17 protein-coding genes are annotated in these 19530 nt (G+C 36.2%); 12 read left to right on the top strand and 5 right to left on the bottom strand.

The window, feature by feature from the left end; translation table 11 throughout:
• Positions 1–7 precede the first annotated feature (7 nt).
• Positions 8–361 carry a nitrite reductase small subunit NirD gene (gene nirD, locus MYP_RS00740; RefSeq protein WP_045457115.1) on the bottom strand — a complete coding sequence of 118 codons (354 nt, stop codon included), beginning with the start codon at positions 359–361 and terminating at the stop codon, positions 8–10.
• A 189-nt stretch (positions 362–550) separates the two neighbouring features.
• Positions 551–3055, bottom strand: coding sequence for a nitrite reductase large subunit NirB (nirB, locus tag MYP_RS00735; RefSeq protein ID WP_045458939.1), 2505 nt, complete (start codon positions 3053–3055; stop codon positions 551–553).
• Positions 3056–3413: 358 nt separating this feature from the next.
• On the opposite strand from nirB, the gene MYP_RS00730 reads away from it, so the two are divergent.
• From MYP_RS00730 to mobA, 12 genes are all read left to right on the top strand, one after another.
• The gene (locus MYP_RS00730; RefSeq protein WP_045457113.1) at positions 3414–5198 is read left to right on the top strand and encodes a sensor histidine kinase; all 1785 of its coding nucleotides are present in this window, start codon (positions 3414–3416) and stop codon (positions 5196–5198) included.
• Positions 5199–5202: 4 nt separating this feature from the next.
• The gene (locus MYP_RS00725) at positions 5203–5853 is read left to right on the top strand and encodes a response regulator (RefSeq protein WP_045457111.1); all 651 of its coding nucleotides are present in this window, start codon (positions 5203–5205) and stop codon (positions 5851–5853) included.
• Positions 5854–6400: 547 nt separating this feature from the next.
• On the top strand, positions 6401–7930 hold the full coding sequence (locus tag MYP_RS00720; RefSeq protein ID WP_052429852.1) for an alginate export family protein: 1530 nt from the start codon (positions 6401–6403) through the stop codon (positions 7928–7930).
• A gap of 25 nt (positions 7931–7955) precedes the next feature.
• The gene (locus MYP_RS00715) at positions 7956–9185 is read left to right on the top strand and encodes a CmpA/NrtA family ABC transporter substrate-binding protein (protein ID WP_045457109.1); all 1230 of its coding nucleotides are present in this window, start codon (positions 7956–7958) and stop codon (positions 9183–9185) included.
• Between the two features lie 32 nt (positions 9186–9217).
• Entirely contained in the window at positions 9218–10033 is an 816-nt protein-coding gene (gene ntrB / locus MYP_RS00710) for a nitrate ABC transporter permease (protein WP_081990361.1), read from the top strand.
• A complete protein-coding gene (locus MYP_RS00705; protein WP_231569985.1) occupies positions 10023–10892 on the top strand; it encodes an ABC transporter ATP-binding protein in 870 nt (289 codons plus the stop codon). Before ntrB ends, MYP_RS00705 begins: the two co-directional genes overlap by 11 nt.
• Before the next feature lie 87 nt (positions 10893–10979).
• Entirely contained in the window at positions 10980–14339 is a 3360-nt protein-coding gene (locus tag MYP_RS00700) for an FAD-dependent oxidoreductase (protein ID WP_052429851.1), read from the top strand.
• 26 nt (positions 14340–14365) lie between these two features.
• Positions 14366–15832 (top strand): rubredoxin, encoded by a 1467-nt coding sequence (locus MYP_RS00695; RefSeq protein WP_045457106.1) that lies wholly within the window; start codon positions 14366–14368, stop codon positions 15830–15832.
• 12 nt (positions 15833–15844) lie between these two features.
• Positions 15845–16798, top strand: a complete 954-nt coding sequence (gene moaA, locus MYP_RS00690) for a GTP 3',8-cyclase MoaA (protein ID WP_052429850.1) — start codon at positions 15845–15847, stop codon at positions 16796–16798.
• Positions 16799–16800: 2 nt separating this feature from the next.
• Positions 16801–17043 carry a MoaD/ThiS family protein gene (locus MYP_RS00685; protein WP_045457100.1) on the top strand — a complete coding sequence of 81 codons (243 nt, stop codon included), beginning with the start codon at positions 16801–16803 and terminating at the stop codon, positions 17041–17043.
• Position 17044: 1 nt separating this feature from the next.
• Positions 17045–17482 carry a molybdenum cofactor biosynthesis protein MoaE gene (locus tag MYP_RS00680; RefSeq protein ID WP_045457097.1) on the top strand — a complete coding sequence of 146 codons (438 nt, stop codon included), beginning with the start codon at positions 17045–17047 and terminating at the stop codon, positions 17480–17482.
• Positions 17483–17493: 11 nt separating this feature from the next.
• Entirely contained in the window at positions 17494–18102 is a 609-nt protein-coding gene (gene mobA, locus MYP_RS00675; RefSeq protein ID WP_045457094.1) for a molybdenum cofactor guanylyltransferase, read from the top strand.
• A gap of 158 nt (positions 18103–18260) precedes the next feature.
• On the opposite strand, the gene MYP_RS26685 is transcribed toward mobA, so the two are convergent.
• From MYP_RS26685 to MYP_RS00665, 3 genes are read right to left on the bottom strand one after another with little or no spacing between them, the layout of a single operon-like run.
• Positions 18261–18860, bottom strand: coding sequence for a tRNA(His) guanylyltransferase Thg1 family protein (locus tag MYP_RS26685; protein WP_262506717.1), 600 nt, complete (start codon positions 18858–18860; stop codon positions 18261–18263).
• Entirely contained in the window at positions 18853–19032 is a 180-nt protein-coding gene (locus MYP_RS26680; protein ID WP_262506716.1) for a tRNA(His) guanylyltransferase Thg1 family protein, read from the bottom strand. The genes MYP_RS26685 and MYP_RS26680 overlap by 8 nt, the downstream gene beginning before the upstream one ends.
• Positions 19022–19468, bottom strand: coding sequence for an AAA family ATPase (locus tag MYP_RS00665; protein ID WP_045457090.1), 447 nt, complete (start codon positions 19466–19468; stop codon positions 19022–19024). The genes MYP_RS26680 and MYP_RS00665 overlap by 11 nt, the downstream gene beginning before the upstream one ends.
• Positions 19469–19530 lie beyond the last annotated feature (62 nt).

Below are 19530 nucleotides of genomic sequence, written 5' to 3'. Positions count from 1 at the left end.
AAGTTTGTTATTCCAAACCTCCAATATACACATTTCCGGCTTCAACTTTAATAGGATATGTTTTAATGCTGTATTCTTCTCCATTAAGGTTTTCCCCTGTCTTTAGAGAGAAGTTTTTCTTATGGTAGGGACATGCAACTTTAGGCTCACATTCTTTATCTCCAATCATTCCTCTTGACAGGATCATTTGTTTTTTGTGCGGACACATATTCTGAGCTGCATACCATTCATTTCTTTTTTTAAAATTAAATATAGCAATCTGCTCATTTTTATATATCACGCACGCCCCACCATTTGCCGGAACATCCTCCTCTTTCGCCACCATTACCCATTTTGTAGTTTCTACTGAAGTTGCTTGCATAATAATAATATTTAGATAATTGAGCTGTTAGTATTTTAGGAGAAAACTTATTCTTAATTCTTCTTTATAATTTAGATGACCTCACCTAAATCCCTCTCTGAAGGAGAGTGACTTTAATATCCTCTGAACTTTTAACTTTAAGCTTTCAACTTAAAACTTATAACTTATAACTTATAACTTACGACTCTACTACGCCCCCCATTCTACCGGCTTCTTCTGATCTCTCATAGCCTGGAATTTAATGGTAGGATCAGCTATCGAAGAGTTAACAAAGTGGGTAAATCTCTTTCTCTTTAAAGGATCTTCCACAACATCTTTCCATTCGCATTTGTAAGTATCCACCATATACTGCATTTCCTTTTCCAACTGCTCTCCAAGGCCAAGGGAATCATTCACGATCACATCTTTCAGAAATTCCATACCACCATCAAGTTTATTTAACCAAGTTGATGTCCTGTTCAATGGTTCAGCAGTGCGTATGTAAAACATAAGGAACCTGTCTATGTATTTAATACAAGTTTCTTTATCAATATCGGAAGCCAGCAGTTTCGCATGCTGAGGTTTTGCTCCACCATTACCGCACACATATAAGTTCCATCCCTTATCCGTAGCAATGATACCAAAGTCTTTTCCCTGTGCTTCTGCACATTCACGTACACAGCCGGAAACAGCACTCTTTAACTTATGAGGAGCTCTTAGCCCCTTATAACGTTCTTCTATTTCTATTGCAAATGTTACAGAATCATGTAGACCAAATCTGCACCATGTAGAACCTACGCAGCTTTTAACTGTCCTTAGTGATTTTCCATAAGCATGGCCGCTTTCAAAACCTACTTCTATCAACTCTTCCCAGATAAGAGGTAATTCATCTACACGTGCCCCAAAGAGGTCAATTCTTTGTCCACCTGTAATCTTACAATACAAATCATATTTCTTAGCTATGACTCCGATAGCTATCAATTTTTCAGGAGTGATCTCACCACCAGGTATTCTTGGCACTACAGAATAAGTTCCTCCTTTCTGAATATTTGCAAGATATCTGTCATTAGTATCCTGAATTGTATCCTGCTTCAGGATCATTTCATTCCAAGTACTTGCAAACATGGAGGCTACAGCAGGCTTACAAACCTCACAACCATCCCCGTTTCCATACTTCATCAGCAACTCATCATAAGTTTTAATCCCTGTTGATTTGATGATTGCCAACACCTCTTGCCTTGAGTAACCAAAATGTTCACATAAAACTTTATTTACTTCCTTTCCTGAAGCTTTGAGTGTAGCAGTCAGCAGGTCGTTCAGCATAGGAACGCAACCACCACAACCTGTTCCGGCTTTGGTACATTTTTTTATACCTGCAACATCCTCAAGATTGTTGTAAGTTACAGCAGAACAAATATCTCCTTTAGTAACATTTTCACAGGAACAGATTAAAGCAGCATCAGGAAGACTCAGAACCCCACTACCTGCAGACTCCGACCCTCCCCTGGGTCCCAGAATAAGATCTTCAGGAGTTGGAGGTAATATTATAGAATTCTTATAAGTCTGCAATAGCATATTGTAATCCTTAGCATCACCAACAAGAACCCCACCAAGCAGATAGTTACCACAGGTTGAAATATTTACTCTTTTGTAGATTCCTTTCGTCCTATCTTCAAACACAATATGCTGATGTTCCTGCTCTGTGCAGAAAGGATCTCCGAAGCTGGCTACATCTACCCCTATCAGCTTAAGCTTTGTGGACATATCATATGGAGCAAAGGTTTTTGATCCACCTGCAAGTGAATTAGCTACAACATCCGCCATCTCGTAACCTGGAGCAACCAAACCATAAATCATACCTTTATATAATGCAGACTCACCTATGGAATAAATATCAGGATCAGATGTCTGAAGCAAGTCATTTACTACAATACCTCCTCTTGGTCCTACCTCCAAACCAGACTCTCTGGCAAGTTCGTCACGAGGTTTAATACCAGCAGAAACTACAATCATATCAGTCTCCAACTCACTTCCATCTGCAAAAACCATCTTTGCAACTTTTCCTTCTCCATCAATAGATTGAGTATTCTTATTAAGATGTATGATAATGTTTAGAGATTCAATTTTCTCTTTAAGAATAATGGCACCCATTTCGTCCAGCTGCCTTGGCATAAGCCTTGGAGCAAACTCCACAACGTGTGTCTCAAGTCCAAGATCCATCAATGCTTTGGCAGCCTCTAGCCCAAGAAGTCCCCCACCTATGACTACTCCTTTTTTAGACTTAGCAGCATAAGATTTTATATCATCAAGATCTTCAATAGTTCTGTAAGCAATTACTCCTTCTTTTTCAATACCAGGTATAGATGGAATGAAACAGCTTGATCCTGTTGCAAGCACAAGTTTAGAATAAGAAACAGACATACCCTTAAAGGAAATTACTTCTTTTTTCTCCCTGTCAATTTTTACAACAGGGTCATTTAAATATAGGGTAATGCCATTTTCATTATACCAGTCTGCAGGAGCCATTAAAAGATCCTCTGCAGATTTACCAGAAAAATATTCCGAAAGATGTACTCTATCATAAGCTGGTCTTGACTCTCCTCCGAACACAATTATATTGTATTCTTCCTGCACCTTCTTTTCAATGAGCTTTTCACACATTTTATATCCAACCATTCCATTTCCGACGATAACAAGATTGTTTAGCTTCTTCATAAATTTATTTAGTAAGGTTGCCAGAAGTAATTCACTTAAATCAAATATATACAAAAAAAAATACAACTAAGTATTTTTACTTACAAATTCACAACAAATACGTAAAATTCTTTTTAAAACAACACAACCACTCAATTAAATACCATTTCCAAATACTTTTAGTATTTTTATCTATATACATATAAAAATCAAACATGTTTTTAACAAAAATTTACTTTACTAAAAAAAGTAAGTTAAAATTTAAAGATATTATAAAAAAATAACCACTTATACTAAAATAAGTATCTATCTACGTATAATATCTTAAATACTTTGAATTAACTGAGTATCTTATTAAATTTATATTTTAAGTAATCGCGTGAAAGCCAAACAAGAGGTTCTTGATGAAAAAACGGGACACAATCTAACCCGAATGTATATTTTCGCCCTTACAGCGGTTGCATTTTTAACCCTTACCGGCCAATTTCTAATACAATCATCCATAAATAGCCAGATTTCAGACTCACATGTTGTAAACCTTGCAGGAAAGCAGCGTTTTAAAAGTCAGGAAATTGTCAAACTATGTCTTATTTTATATGCAGGTCTAGAACATATTGAATATAAAAACAAAATAAAGGAACTTAAAGACCTCTTAGAATACTGGGAGAAAAACCATATGGGACTTCGATACGGCAACAAGGACCTCAATCTACCGGGAAACAACAGCTCTCAAATCGAAGAAATGTATGATGCTATCGACCAGAATTTTTACAGTGTATTAAATGGAGCTCTCACCATAATCAATGTAAAGGAAAATCCTACAGAAGCCAATAAAATCAAAACAGATGCTGCCATTCAGAGAATACTGAGCAACGAAAGAACATTTTTGAACGGCATGGACGAAATTGTACATCAATATGATGTCGAAGCTCAAAAAAAAATGGCCCTTTTAAGAAAAATAGAACACATCTTACTTATTATCACTCTAATTATACTCATATTTGAAGGCTTATTCATATTCAGACCTTCAGTACTAAAAATAAAATTAACCATAAGAGAATTAATCCTCTCCGAAGAAAAAGCATCTGATCTTGCAAATAAACTCATCATTGCCAATAAATCTCTGGAAAGATCAATCCGAGACCTAAAAGACATTCATTTTGCCCTTGACCATGCATCAATTGTAGCAAAAACTGATAAATATGGTATCATTACGTATGTAAATGATAAATTTAGCGAAATTTCAAAATATAAGAGAGAAGAACTATTAGGAAACCGATTTCATATGATCAGTGGCCATTATCATTCTAAACAATTTTTTGACAGAATGTGGGAGACCATATCCAGCGGAAAATTATGGAATGACGAGATCAAGAACAAAGCCAAAGACGGAAGCTATTTCTGGCTGGACACTACTATTGTACCTGTTTTAAGCAATGACGGAAGCCCCTCAAGTTATATTGCCATATATACGGACATTACCCAGAAATTCAAACAAAGCATAAACGAACAAAAAATCAGGACATCTTCAATAATCGAGGGACAAGAGAAAGAACGAAAAAAAATAGCCAGAGAACTACACGATGGACTGGGTCAAAAGCTGACAGCATTAAAGTTCAATATAGAAGGCCTAAAAGGCGCAGCTTCCAAAAATGAGAAATCAAGGTTAACCGAAATTAAAAATATGCTTTATGAAACCATCGTCGAAGTCAGAAGAATCTCCTTCAACCTAATGCCCAGCGTTCTAAGTGACTTTGGCATAATACCTGCTCTGAAAAACCTCAGCGAACAAGTTTCCAAAAGCTCTGACATAGATGTGGTTTTCGAAAATAAATCCAATATTCAAAGATTAAATAAAACAGTAGAAATCAATATTTACAGAATTATACAGGAAGCATTAAACAATGCGATTAAATATGCTGAAGCAGATGAAGTAATAATTTTCGTATCAAATTCAGACACTTACCTCACCATTTGCATATCAGATAATGGAAAAGGCTTCAACTCTTCCTATCTTGACTCTAAAGTAAGATCTGTAAGCTCCGGAAATGGAATAGTAAACATCCAGGAAAGAACCAGCCTAATTAATGGCGAATTCAGAATTGAAACAGGAATTGGCAAAGGCACTAAAATAATGATAAAAGTACCTATAGTAAACGCTTAGGAATATGATAAAAGTTTTATTAGTTGATGACCATGGCATTGTAAGAGACGGCATTAAAGCCACTCTAAGCAGTGAGAAAAATATAAAAATAGTCGGAGAAGCTTCAAACGGAGTTGAAGCAATTGAACAGGTAAAAAAACTAACACCAGATGTTGTAGTAATGGACATTTCAATGCCCGAAATGAATGGTATCGAAGCTACAGGTATAATTTCTGATCGTTATCCCAATACTAAAACTCTTGTCCTCTCCATGCACGACAATGAGGATTACATTTTAAAATCCATAGAATCAGGAGCCTTCGGGTATCTTTTAAAAGACACAGGAAAAGAAGAATTTATAAAAGCGATAACAACTATTTATAAAGGAGATAAATATTTTAGCACCCCTGTTTCAAGTATTATAGCAGAAGGATACTTACAAAAAATCAAAAAGGGATCTGCTCCTGATGACGATTCTGACAATTTTGGCCTGACAAAACGTGAAAAAGGTATTTTAAAAATGATAATCAATGGAAACAGCAATAGAGAAATTGCAGATAGCTTTACAATAAGCATCAGAACAATTGAAACTCACAGATTCAATATCATGAAAAAACTAAAGGTAAAAAATGCTGCAGAACTTGTAAAACTCGCTTTAGAAAACAATATAGTCTGAGAAAAAAGTATATTCAAATAGTAAAAATGCCCCTTAAATTCAGGGGCATTTTTATTTTACAGACTATACATAAACAAAAAAAAATTCAATTTTTAAGTCCATTTTTTCGATTAAAATATCATAAAAGCACCCTTGGTTAAATCCAATTTCAAAGCCTAAACAACAGCAACTTCAATTTTTAACCTATTTTATCCTTTTTTTTACATAAAAAATAAAAACAAGGTATTTTTACAAACATATAATTCGATAAAATATACATAATAACCAAAACAAACCTTTATTTTTTACATTATATCAACAAACACACATAAAAATATAACTTTTTTTATCTGTCATTTTATTAAAAAAAGAACTTTCACACTTTACGTAACATTTACGTATTTTTACTTATTAGTATTGATATTATTACATACATTTGATCTAGTACTTCAACAAACAGAAAGGAGGTCCTCAAAAAACACAGTCTTTACCCCAAAAAAACTAACCTGACGTAAGAAAGCCCAAACAAGCAATTATTAATCTTAAAATGTCTTTAAATCCCTGGAATATGAAAAAAAGATTTACACATAAAGCGCTTTTGCTTCTCATTTTATGCCTGTTTGCACTTGAGAAGGAAGGATTTTCTCAGTTACTTATTAATGCTCAATTAAGAACCCGTACAGAATTTCGGGACGGGCAGGGCACCTTACCACTTCCGCATCAGACGCCGTCTATTTTTACATCACAAAGAACTCGCCTGAACATTGGCTACGGAATGGATAAGTTAAGACTCTTTACTTCCATCCAGGATATAAGAGTTTGGGGACAAGACGCTTCTACAATCTCAAATATTGACGGAAATAAACTTTTCCTGCATGAAGCCTGGGGGGAAATTGTATTTAACGACACAACACTTTTTAAAAGCTTTAAAAACGTATCATTAAAGCTAGGCAGACAAGAGCTTGTTTATGACGACGAACGTTTATTAGGGAGCTTAAACTGGCTTCAGCAAGGCAGAAGACATGATGCAGCAGTATTAAAGTTTGCTAAAGGCACATGGTCTGCAGATATTGGAGGGGCATTTAACCAACAAAGGGAATTAAAAAATACAGGAAACATATACTATGGTGTACCGGGAACTCAGATTGCAACAGACAGCACAAACGTAGCTGCTCCTGCTGGTACCAACTTCATAGGTACTATGTATAAAAGCATGCAATTCTTGTATGTATCAAAAGAAATAGGCTTTTCAAAAGCAACGTTCCTCCTATTTAAAGATGATTTTCAAAAACCTATTGCAGGTGGAAAATTTGCGAAAGGCACTTATAGTCGTGTAACTGTAGGAGCTAATATATTCGGAACTCTGATGAGAAAACACAAAATAGATGGCTCATTCTTTTATCAGGGAAATAAAGACAAACTTGGAAATAAAATGGATGCTTATATGGCATCCCTATCCACCTTGTTTGCTATTGACAGAAAGTTAAGCTTAGGACTTGGTGGGGACTATCTTTCAGGCAATAACACTACCAAAAGCGGAGAAGTTAACCGCAGATTTGACCCGCTCTATGGCACACCTCATAAATTCTGGGGATACATGGACTATTTCTATGTTGCCGATGCATATGGGGTACAGGGCAATGTAACACGGAATCCTGGCTTAATAGATCTATATCTGAAAAGCAGATACAAACTAAAAGATAATTTACTTCTAAGTCTTGATATTCACGAATTCTATGCGGGGAACAAAGTAGCTGACGAAACCACACCAGGACAAACCCTTGACACTAGGTTAGGTACTGAGTTTGACTTTATAATAAACTACAACTTCACAAAACAAATCGGAATCGAGGCAGGCTATAGCCTTATGTTAGGCACAAATACCCTGGACAGATTAAAGAGAGGCGGAAACCAGGGCGCAATAGCAGCAACAGCAAACGCACCCTATATCAACAAAAGAAACAACGGCAACTGGGCATATCTGATGATTACCATAAGACCAGACTTATTAGGTCAAATCAATGACAAATTAGCATCACTTGTAAAATCAGTAGATGGACTTAGAAAAGATGTAGACACATTGAACCAACCGAAATAACCAACCTTACTAAACAAAGACCTTTATGAAAAAACTACTAAATAAACTAGGCGTAGCACTCCTTCTTGCTATAGTATTGTTCACACTCCCTTCAGTGACAAATGCCCCTGCTTCTGAGCCAAAAGAAAAACATTCTGTAATCAGATTAGGCTTTATCCCCCTTACAGACTGCTCTCCTATTGTTATGGCAAAAGAATACGGTCTATTTAAAAAATATGGAGTGGAAGTAGAAGTTTCAAAAGAAGCTTCTTGGGCAAATGTGAGAGATAAGATATTAACAGGAGAGCTGGATGGTGCACATTGTCTGTTTGGGATGCCCTTCTCTGTATATACCGGTATAGGAGGCAAAGCGGGGTCTGAAATGAAAATAGCCATGATGCTGAACGTAAACGGTCAGGCTATCACACTTTCTAAAGAATTCTGTGGAAAGGTTGGTTTCAAACAGGTAAACAAAATCAGCCCAGCTATTACAGAAAAGGCCAAAAATAAAGAAGTAATTGTAGCAGCTACCTTCCCTGGCGGAACACACGACATCTGGATGAGAAACTGGCTGGCAATGGCAGGAGTGAATCAAAAATCGGTTAAGCAGATAACCATCCCTCCTCCACAAATGGTGGCTAACATGAAAGTTGGCAATATGGATGCATTCTGTGTCGGTGAGCCGTGGAATGGAGTAGCAGTAAAGCAAGGTGTTGGATTCACTCAGATAGCAACTCAGGATATGTGGAAAGATCATCCTGAAAAAGCACTTGTTGTAAACAAAAAATTTTCCGAAGAGCGTCGTGAAGAATTGAAAAAAGTAATGATGGCAATTTTGGAAGCTTGTAAACTTCTTGACAAAGCCGGAAACAGAAAACAATCTGCGCCAATAATCGGAAAAGCAAGTTATGTAAACGCTGCTTCAGATGTTATAGACAACAGACTTGCAGGAATCTATGATTTGGGCTGCGATCAGGGCCAGGAAGTATATAAAGACTATATGTTTTTCCACAAAGATGGTTTTGTAAATTACCCGAGAAAAGCATATGGCATATGGTTTATGGCACAGTATGTTAGATTTGGAATGCTTGATGAAGCGCCTGACTATAAAGCAATAGCTGACAAGCTTATCCTCCAGGATCTTTATAAGGAAGTTGCTTCTGAGATGAAGATTCCAATACCTTCAGATGATATGAAACCCTTTTCAATGACCTTTGATAAAACAGTGTTTGACCCTTCTAATCCGGAAGCGTATTTAAAAATATGTAAAAAATAAAACAACATTAACCTTTACTAAATAGCATTAAAATGGACAAGTCCAATCAACAATTAGGAATAGCGGCTTTGAAAGTCGTCACCTACAGAACAGGAAGGTTTTTATATTTCCTTCTGGGAATGTCATTCATGTTGATCATCTGGCACATCTCAAGCCTTTCGACAGACGGAGAGCTTCCTGGACCAACACAAACGTTCTCTGTATTTTATGACCTTGTAAGTCATCCTTTTTTTGACCATGGACCAAATGACAAAGGAATAGGAAACCAATTACTGAGCTCATTAGAGAGAGTTACCAAAGGATTTATAATAGGTTCTCTTATAGCAATTCCATTAGGACTTATTATGGGTTCAAGTACAATTGGAATGAATCTTCTCAATCCAATGGTACAGGTACTAAGACCTGTATCTCCTCTGGCCTGGTTCCCGATTGGACTTGTTGCATTTCAGTCTGCTCAGACATCAACAGTGTTCGTAATTATCATTACATCACTCTGGCCCACTTTGATTAATACAGCCTTTGGAGTATCAACAATTCCGCAGGATCATAAAAACGTCGCCAAAGCATTCGGATTTTCCAATTTCAAATATATTACCAAAGTATTACTTCCTTTTACACTTCCTCACATCATAACAGGATTAAGACTAAGTGTAGGTATTGCCTGGATGGTAATTGTAGCAGCAGAAATGCTTTCAGGGGGAGTTGGCATCGGATTCTTTGTGTGGGATAGCTGGAATGCATTAAGTCTTGAAAAAGTTTTTTCTGCAATATTAATAATAGGCCTTGTGGGCTTCGTTCTTGACAAAAGTTTTAAATCACTCCAAACCAGATACTCTTATGATGGCTAATACAAATATACTTTCAGAAGATAAAGTAAAAGAGAATATTCTGCTTCGTCCTGTAAGCATTGATATAAAAAATATTACAGTAAGCTTCCCGACTCCCAAAGGGGAATACATAGCTGTAAAAGATATAAATCTTGACATCCGAAAAGGTGAAATTATCTCACTCATAGGTCATTCAGGTTGCGGAAAGTCCACTCTGATGAGCACTATAAGCGGAATGGTAAAGCCAAGTAATGGAGAAGTTATCGTTAATGGTAAAAAAGTAACCGGTGCAGGCCCTGACAGAGGAATAGTTTTCCAGAACTATTCTCTTTTACCCTGGCTTACCGTTTACCAAAATATATATGAAGCTGTTGATTCTTGTATACAAAATATTTCAACAGATGAAAAACACTTGACTGTTGAAAAACATCTTGAAATGGTAAACCTCACTCCTCATAAAGACAAGCTTCCCAAACAACTTTCAGGAGGAATGAAACAACGAGTAGCTATAGCAAGAGCATTTGCCATAAACCCAAGCGTCCTGCTCCTTGATGAGCCCTTTGGCGCTCTGGATGCACTAACCAAAGGAACTATGCACGTAGAGCTTTTAAAACTATGGAATCTGGACAACCGGAACAAAACTATTATAATGGTTACTCACGATATCGAAGAAGCGATCTTCTTGTCCGATAGAATTGTTGTTTTAAATAATGGACCGGCAGCAACTATTAAAGAAATTGAAATAGTTGATTTGCCAAGACCAAGAAACAAAAAAGATATCGTAAATTTACCTGAGTATAAAACCATTAGGGAACGACTCCTTAACTTGTTGGTAGATAAGTTTTCAATTGAAGATGAGGGAGTCAAATTTGAAGAATAGAACCTTGTTCAAGGTTAATGTAAAGGTTAGTTCAAATAAGCTGCAGGCAATTATGTCTGCAGTCTTATTTGTTATTATAAAAGCCGGATGTTTCCCAAAAAAAATATATCAAAAACAACCTGTAACTATTGTGGTTTAGGTTGTGGAGTTATCATTCAAAAAGATAACCCAGGCAAAATCACAGTTACAGGTGACCAGGACCATCCGGTAAACAAAGGAATATTATGCTCTAAAGGAGTTACCCTCCAGAGTAAGGTATCTGACCATAGTGACAGAATATTATATCCTGAAATGAGGTGGAACAGGAATATGCCCAGACAAAGGGTAACCTGGGATACAGCTCTGAACAGAGCAGCTGCAGTTTTCAAAACTTTCATCTCCAAATACGGCCCGGACTCAGTAGGCTTTTATGTTTCAGGACAATGCCTTACAGAAGAATATTATTTAATTGATAAACTTGTTAAAGGCTTTCTTGGAACTAACAATATAGATTCCAACACACTTATCTGCGGGGAATCGGAATTTACAGCAAACAAACTTGTATTTGGAATGGATTCCATTCCCGGCTCTATCGAAGATCTTGAACTTGCAGATTGTTTTTTTATTACCAATGCAAATCCTTTCAGATCAAATCCGATTCTCTTCAAACGACTGGAAAGATACAAGGCCAGCAATCCCGAAGTTAAAATAATCATTGCGGATTCCAGAAGAACGGAGTCATGTGCTATAGCCGATATTCACCTTCAGCTTAAACCAGGTACTGAGATTATTCTATTCAGAGCTATAGGAAGGTTCCTTATTGAAAATAACCTTATAGATAAAGAATTCATAGAATTTCGCACTGAAGGTTTCAATGAGTATAAAAACAAAGCAATGGAGAAGTCACTTGAAGAGGCTTCTGCCATATGTGATATTCCTGTTATCGATATTATACTTGCAGCTGAATATATAGGTAAGGCCAAAAGCTTTATATCTATGTTGCCTGCAGGGAATAACCAGAATTCAACGGATTTAAACAAAAATCTCTCATTAATAAATCTTTCTCTGATAACAGGCCAGATTGGAAAAGAAGGTTGTGGACCGTTTCCTCTTTCAGATCAACCACATATAATTACAGGTACGGAAGCTGGAGGACTCTCAGATTCTCTGCCTGGTCATAGAAGTATTATTAATCAAGAGCATAGAGAGGAGATTGCAAAATACTGGGGAGTGCCATCAATTTCCGACAAAAGAGGATACACAGACACAGAACTATTTGACAACCTTTTATCAGGAAAACTCAAAGCTATCTGGATAATCAATACAAACCCTTTGGTAAGCCTGCCCCCTGCAAGAAATATAGAAGTCGCATTGAAGAATTCAAAGTTTGTGATCGTACAGGACATTTCTTTAAAATCAGAAACAGTACCATTTGCTGATCTTATTTTGCCAGCAGCAGGATGGCTTGAGAAAGAAGGTACTATAACAAATCCGGGAAGAAGAATAAGTCTGGCTCATAAACTTACCAATGCACCGGGAGAAGCTATACCAGGTATTTCAATCATATCCCGGTTTGCAGAAAAAATGGGATTTGCAGATCCTTTCAAGTACGAAAATCCTTCTGATATATTTCTCGAATATAGTCGAATAACAAAGCAAACAATCTTTGATGTCAGCAATATCAATTTTGAATTGCTTCACCAAAATCGTTCAATGCAATGGCCATTTGAACCATCGGGAAAAAGTACTAAAATTTTATACTCTGATCATATATTTAACACTGCCTCATGCAAAGCCAATTTTCATTCTGTAGCAAAAGGCCATTTACCCTACGAACTCAATCAGAACTATCCTTTACTCCTTACATCCGGACAGACTCAAGATCATTGGCACTCATTTAGCAGCACTGGTAAATTAGTAAAAGTTAACCTTCATACTGATAAACCACTTTTAGAAATCAATAAAGAAGATGCCTTGAACAGGGGCATTAAGAACGGAGATGTTGTAGAAGTATTTAATGAAGCTGGGTCAGTGAAGGTAACAGCTCAATATTCATTAGATATTAAAAAAGGTGTTGTTTTTCTTCCATTACAGTGGGGAAAAGTCCTGATCAAAGATTTAGATAGCATATCTGTTCCTATGCATTCTCAAGATGACCAGATGGGAGTTAAAACAGGGTTCTCAGTCGTTCAGGTTAAGAAATACAATAAGAAAAAAGAAAAGATAATAGTTATAGGTGCCGGAGTAGGTTCCAGTCAATTTGTACGAAAATACAGGGCATTGAATCCGGATGATGAAATTCACATTTTCAGCAAAGAAAAAAATCTCTTTTACAACAGAATAATGCTTCCAGGCTACATAAGCGGGAAAGAGAGATGGAATAATCTTATCAGGATCAATGAGGATGAGCTTAACACATCAAAAATATATCTTCATAAAAGTACAAATATCATTTCTATTGATCCTGGTGATAAAGTGGTCATTGATCATACAGGTAAAATTCACTCTTATGATGTTTTAATCCTCGCTACAGGCAGCAGACCTGCTCTCCCCAGGGAGGTACCCAAAATCCAGGGAATATTTACGATGCGTAGTAAAGAGGATGCAGATAAATTCAAAAGATCTATTTCTCCTGAAAGCAATGTGGTCATAGCAGGTGGAGGTTTATTGGGACTTGAGCTGGCGGATGCGCTAACTCAGCTATCTATAAAAGTCTCTGTTGTACACAGATCATCAAGATTAATGAACAAACAGTTAGACTCAACGTCTAGCAGTTTTTTGCATGAAGAACTATCCGAAAGAAACATTAGCTTTTACTACAATGATGAAGTTCTTTCTCATTTGGGAAAAGATAAAATAACGGGAGTAAAATTAAAATCAGGAAAAGATCTTAGCTGCGATGTTCTCGTATATACCATTGGTACCAAACCTAATATTGAACTTGCTCAGTCAGCGGGATTAAATTGCAACAGAGGAATTGTAGTTAATGAATATTTGAGAACTAATAACCCTTTTATATTTGCAATTGGCGAAGTAGCAGAATTTGAAAAATCATTATTTGAAAGCTCTACCGCAGCCGGAGAGCAGGCAGATGTAGTAGCAGGATTTCTGAATGGCGATGAAACAAAGTCTTATTCCGGAACATTGCCAGTTAATATACTTACTGTTTCGAACTTTGATATCTGCTCTATCGGAATGATAGAAGTGCCGGGAAAAAAGGAAGACGAATTTGAAGAAATTGTATATATTGATAAATCCAAAAGGTATTACAAAAAATGTATAGTGCAGAATGACAGACTTGTTGGGGCAATATTAGTTGGTGACAAATCAGAGTTTCCTGAGTTTAAAAATCTGATACTAAGCAAAGTTGAACTTGCCGACAAAAGGGTTTCTTTACTACTTTCAAATAAAAACAAGCATGCTGAACCCGAGCAGCATACTTCCCTTGGCTTCAAGCATGTTTATTGATAAAGCAGAAGATCTGAAGAATAGAAATGAGCAAAGACATATTCATAAGGTTCTTTATTCCTGGTGGGATATTATCTCCCGGAGATTTGCGCAAAGTGGTATCATCAGCACACCACTTTGGTACCAATTCTATTCATATAAGCTCAAGACAAGAGTTAATTTTAAAATGTAAAGATCAATATAAACGATCTCTCGAACAAAGATTCAGCTTTCTTCAATATAAATTCGAAACTGAAAAAACCCAGGAACAAAATATAGTCACCTCCTATCCGGCTATTCATATCCAGGAAACTACCAATTGGCTTTCAGAAGGAACCTTTCATCAGATACTTTCCAACTTTGACTTCCAACCAACTTTAAAAGTCAATCTTGTAGATCCTCTGCAGTCTCTGACACCCCTGTTTATAGGACAATTAAATTTTATAGCGTCTGAATTCAGAGGGTTCTGGTTTCTTTATCTTAAAATAAAAAATCAGAAAGGATATGACCTTTGGCCTTTTCTGGTAGAGTCAAATGAAATTCCTCCACTCTGCAAAGCAATAGAACAAACATTTGAGAAAATCCCATCTGCTTCTTTTGAATATCTTCAAGATGATGTATTCAGTTTCAGAAAATGGAATACCATACCCATCATTAATCAACTTGATTATCCACCTTATCAGCTCCCATATTATGAAGGTTTCCATCAGCAGGAAGATCAGAAATGGTGGCTGGGGATCTACAACTCTGATAACTCTTATAATGTAAACTTCCTGGAATCCCTTTGTCTCTTGTGCTCTGAAACGAACAACAACTCGATATATCTTACTTCTAATAGCTCTATAATTATTAAAAACATAGAAAGAAAAGATATATTTGAATGGGAAAAGCTTCTGGGAAAATATAAAATCAACACTGGTCATTCTTCTCTTGAACTTAACTGGCAGATTCCTGATCTTGATAGGGAAGCCACTAAACTGAAGAAGTTCATCACCAGATCTTTTATTAAAGAAGGACTAAGAACAAACGGTTTGATCTTTGGAATCAGAACTACAGATGTAGATCTTGCCTGTTCTGTAATCATAAGAAGAAAATTCAGAATTGAAATAGGGAAGATAAAGTTATTGGATTATTATAACATCAGTTACAAGAAAAATTTTGACATCAATTCAAGAGAGACTATATCTTATGCTTCTTATGTTAAGAAGCGTGATGTACCAACAGTATTAACGTACCTCACAGAAGTATTTTACAAAAAGCTTAACTCTATTGATGCTCATTTTGAATCTGAATCTTTGCAGGAAGAAATTGAAATTAATCAGAGGCCTCACGAGGCTGTAGAATTATTCCAGTGTCAAAGCTGCCTTACTATATATGACTCCAGATATGGAGATGACATTGGAGAAATACCTGCAGGAAGGGCCTTTGAAGAATTGCCCTCCTCATACAGATGCCCGGTTTGCGATTCAGAAAAGGAATCATTTATATTAGTAAATTCCGAAATATTACTTTGAAAAAATACAATTATGCTGAATGATAAATATGGCAGGACATTTAAAACTTTGAGGGTAAGTCTTACCAATGCCTGTAATCTTTTCTGTAACTATTGTACAAATCAACCTGTGACGGAAAAGACAGTATATCCGGAGAGTAATATTCTGACAACAAAGGAATATATTAAAATAATCAAAAGCCTGCACCATAAGCTGAACCTGGAAACAGTGAGGCTTACAGGTGGAGAACCTTTATTATATAAAGATATCGTCAATCTTATTGAAGGGATCAGAGAGATTGGTATCAAAAAGGTAAAGCTGACAACCAATGCAGTTTTCCTGAAAGAAAAAGCTGTATCTCTTAAGAATGCTGGTATAACCAATATCAATGTTTCACTGGACAGCATTGATCCTGAATCTTTCTTTATAATTTCTAAAAGAAGAAACTTGAAGAAGATTCTTGAGGGCATTGATCATGCATTGGCCATTGGCTTACCCGTAAAACTTAATACCGTTGTGATGAAAGGAATGAACGCAGATCAGATACTCCCATTGCTCGATTTTGCAAGAGAAAGAAGAATCAGTATTCGTTTTCTTGAGGTAATGAAAATGGGACATCTTCACAACAGTTACAAGGAAATTTATTTTTCACAAAAAGAGATCCTTGAAAAAATTGCCGAGCGACATCAATTTATTCCAATGGACAGGGAGCATAGCGCCACTGCCACTTACTGGATCACGGACAAAAAACAGGTCTTTGGAATTATAGCAAATGAAAGTCATCCATTTTGCAGAGATTGCAATAGATTGCGACTTGACAGCTATGGAAATATTTATGGCTGCCTGAGCAATGATGATGGCATAAGTATAAAGGATCACTCAGATGATTCATTAAAATTAGAATATTCACTAAAACAAGCGTTATCTCAAAAACAAGAAGTTCAGTTTGCCGGAAGTGTTATGTCTATGAGATATATCGGAGGATAAAAATGAAAATTAAAATACAGGTATTTGCTGCATTGAAAGATTATCTAGATCCGCAGTTTTATATAGAGTTACAGGAAGGCACTACCGCAAACGAGGTGCGTTTCCAACTATTAAAAGAACATCCGAAGGCAGAAAACATTCTCCTCAAATCAAAACTTGCGGTAAACGATTGTTTTGTTGAAGGAACTTATACCTTGAAAGACAATGAACATTTATTAATTATTCCACCATCAAGCGGGGGCTGATATGCAATTAATTACCGAAGATCCTATAGACTTGATAAAGATGTTATCTGAAGCGCATGACCCAAAAGCAGGCGCAGTGGTGCTATTTAGTGGAGAAGTCAGAAATCACAGCCATAAAAGAGATGTAGAATATCTCTTTTACGAATGCTATATTCCAATGGCAGAGAAAAGCATTAGAGAAATTATTGAAAGCAGTTATACCAGATTTAAACTACACAAAGCGTTATGCTGCCATAGAATAGGTAAAGTCGGTATCAGCGAAAGTGCAGTAGTCGTTATTACAGCTTCATCTCACAGAGAAGAGGCTTATGCTGCGAACAGATACATTATAGACAGGGTAAAACACGAAGCTCCTATCTGGAAGCAGGAGTTTTTCTCAGATGGTACCTATGAGTGGGGACATAATTGCAGTTGCTTTGAACATCAACACAATCATTAATTGAGTTAGCTATGGAAGAAAACATCATTGGAGTAGTGATGGCCGGTGGCCTTAGCACTAGAATGGGGCAAGACAAAGGGCTATTGATTGAAAACGGACAGACCTGGGCTGAAAACGCCTTTGCAAAATTAAATCGGCTACCTATGGAAGTTATAGTCTCTATCAACGAAAATCAGACGCTTCCATACTCCGACATATTCCATCCGGAACATCTTATTACAGATAAAAATATAATAGAAGGTCCATTAAATGGAATTCTTTCTGCGCATTCTCATGTTCCATCTAAAGATCTTTTCCTTCTTGCCTGCGATGTACGGGATATGAGCTCAGAATTATTATGTAAAATATATGATGCGCACATTTCCAACTCTTCAGAGGACTATGACTATTATATCCTTAAAAACGACATGCAGGAAGAACCGCTTATAGGAATCTACAAATCAGACTTTTTGAAAAGAATCTTGTTCATGGCTGAAAAAAAACTTTTGGTTAAAAACAGCCTTAAGTATATCATGACTTTCGGACGAGGCTTTTATATTCACCTAGATGAAAGCGAAAAGAATGATGTAAAGAATTTTAATACTCCGGGAGATCTTATGGCATCATTTGCTATACTATAATTTTTACAACTCATAAAACAGATACAAATTTTTGCTATGCTATTTTTGAAACCTGAAACTGAATATATTATAAAGGTTATAGTAAAAATTAAATATCATAGCAAAAAAACTGGTAATTAGTCTATGCAAAAGCCCTGATTCACCAAAGCTTTAATATATTAATCAATGTAATTCACTTCAATAATATCCAAAATAAATTTTGAATATTCATCTTTCATTGGAAGGTCCATATCTACCTTTAACTGTCTTCTTTTAGAAATCACCTGCTCGTTTGTTCTAGGATTAAATCCTTCTTTATCGACCAAAGTCCAGTAAAACCCAATACCCCTCTTTTGCCAGAGAGGCAAATCATTAAAGTTTATATTATAAGAAAACAATAATTCATTCTTTTCTGAAACACTCATTCCCTCTATCTTCTTAGTAGCATTGGTTTGTGAAAAGTTATCCTTACGCAACGCCCAATAACAATGAGCATTCAAAGAGTTTCTGTAAGCATCTTCATTTCTCCATCTGAAATAATCAACCACCAGATGTTTATTCGGTAACTCACAGATCCTGCAATCAAAAGCTGCAAGGCCGCCAAGAAGCAGGGAAAATTTAGCGCTTGCTTCACCTGCAAGTACAGAGTTGTATTTCCTATGCTTGCGTGAAAACAAAGATTCATTCAAATCAAACAGCAGAGATATTTCATCACTTTCGGTATATCCATAAACGACCTTAAAGCCACAATTCATAAGGTGTTTCACAGTTTCAATCATATAATCTCTGAATTTTACATTCAAAAGGAGCTTCAAATTGATGCACTTCTTTGGTAAGCCTTGTAAAGCCCCTACCATCAATTCGGGCTACCATATAGATACCCGGTAATACACAAATATCATGAGCCGTTTCATAAACTCTCATCTTACTATCCAATTCATCAAACTTCATCAGACCAATCTTTTATTATAAATTTTCCATCTTTAATTTCAACAAAATACAACTCGTCAAAGCCTTCATCAAATGAAGGTAGTTCCAGTTTTTTTAAAGTTGCCTTGATACCAACTTCAGGAACACACTCCTTCCCATCTCTGTTATTGTTCCTTTCAAGTGCATCTTTCAGGCTTGTTTTAAAATAGTATCCGACTATTCTGTAGCCAAATTCTCTTGCCTTTGAAATAAACTTTTCTCTTTCTGCCCTTGTAGGATTAGTATTCTCAACCACAAAAGACATTTTGGTTTTTAAACATGTTTCCAGAAAAAGTCTCTCTCTGTTTCTTGTTCTGAGCAAATCCATTGAAATCCGTACGTGCGTTTTAAAAAACTTTTCTTTGAAAAAAGTGGATTTTCCAGAAGCCTGAATACCACAAAATATAACTGCTTCCATTTACTTTAATTCTCTAAATCTTTTAACCAGTACCCCTCAAATCATAATCCTCTAAAAATCAA

Origin of the sequence: Sporocytophaga myxococcoides (assembly GCF_000775915.1) — a bacterium.
Lineage (GTDB): Bacteria > Bacteroidota > Bacteroidia > Cytophagales > Cytophagaceae > Sporocytophaga > Sporocytophaga myxococcoides_A.
This window is presented reverse-complemented; position numbering and strand designations above follow the sequence as displayed.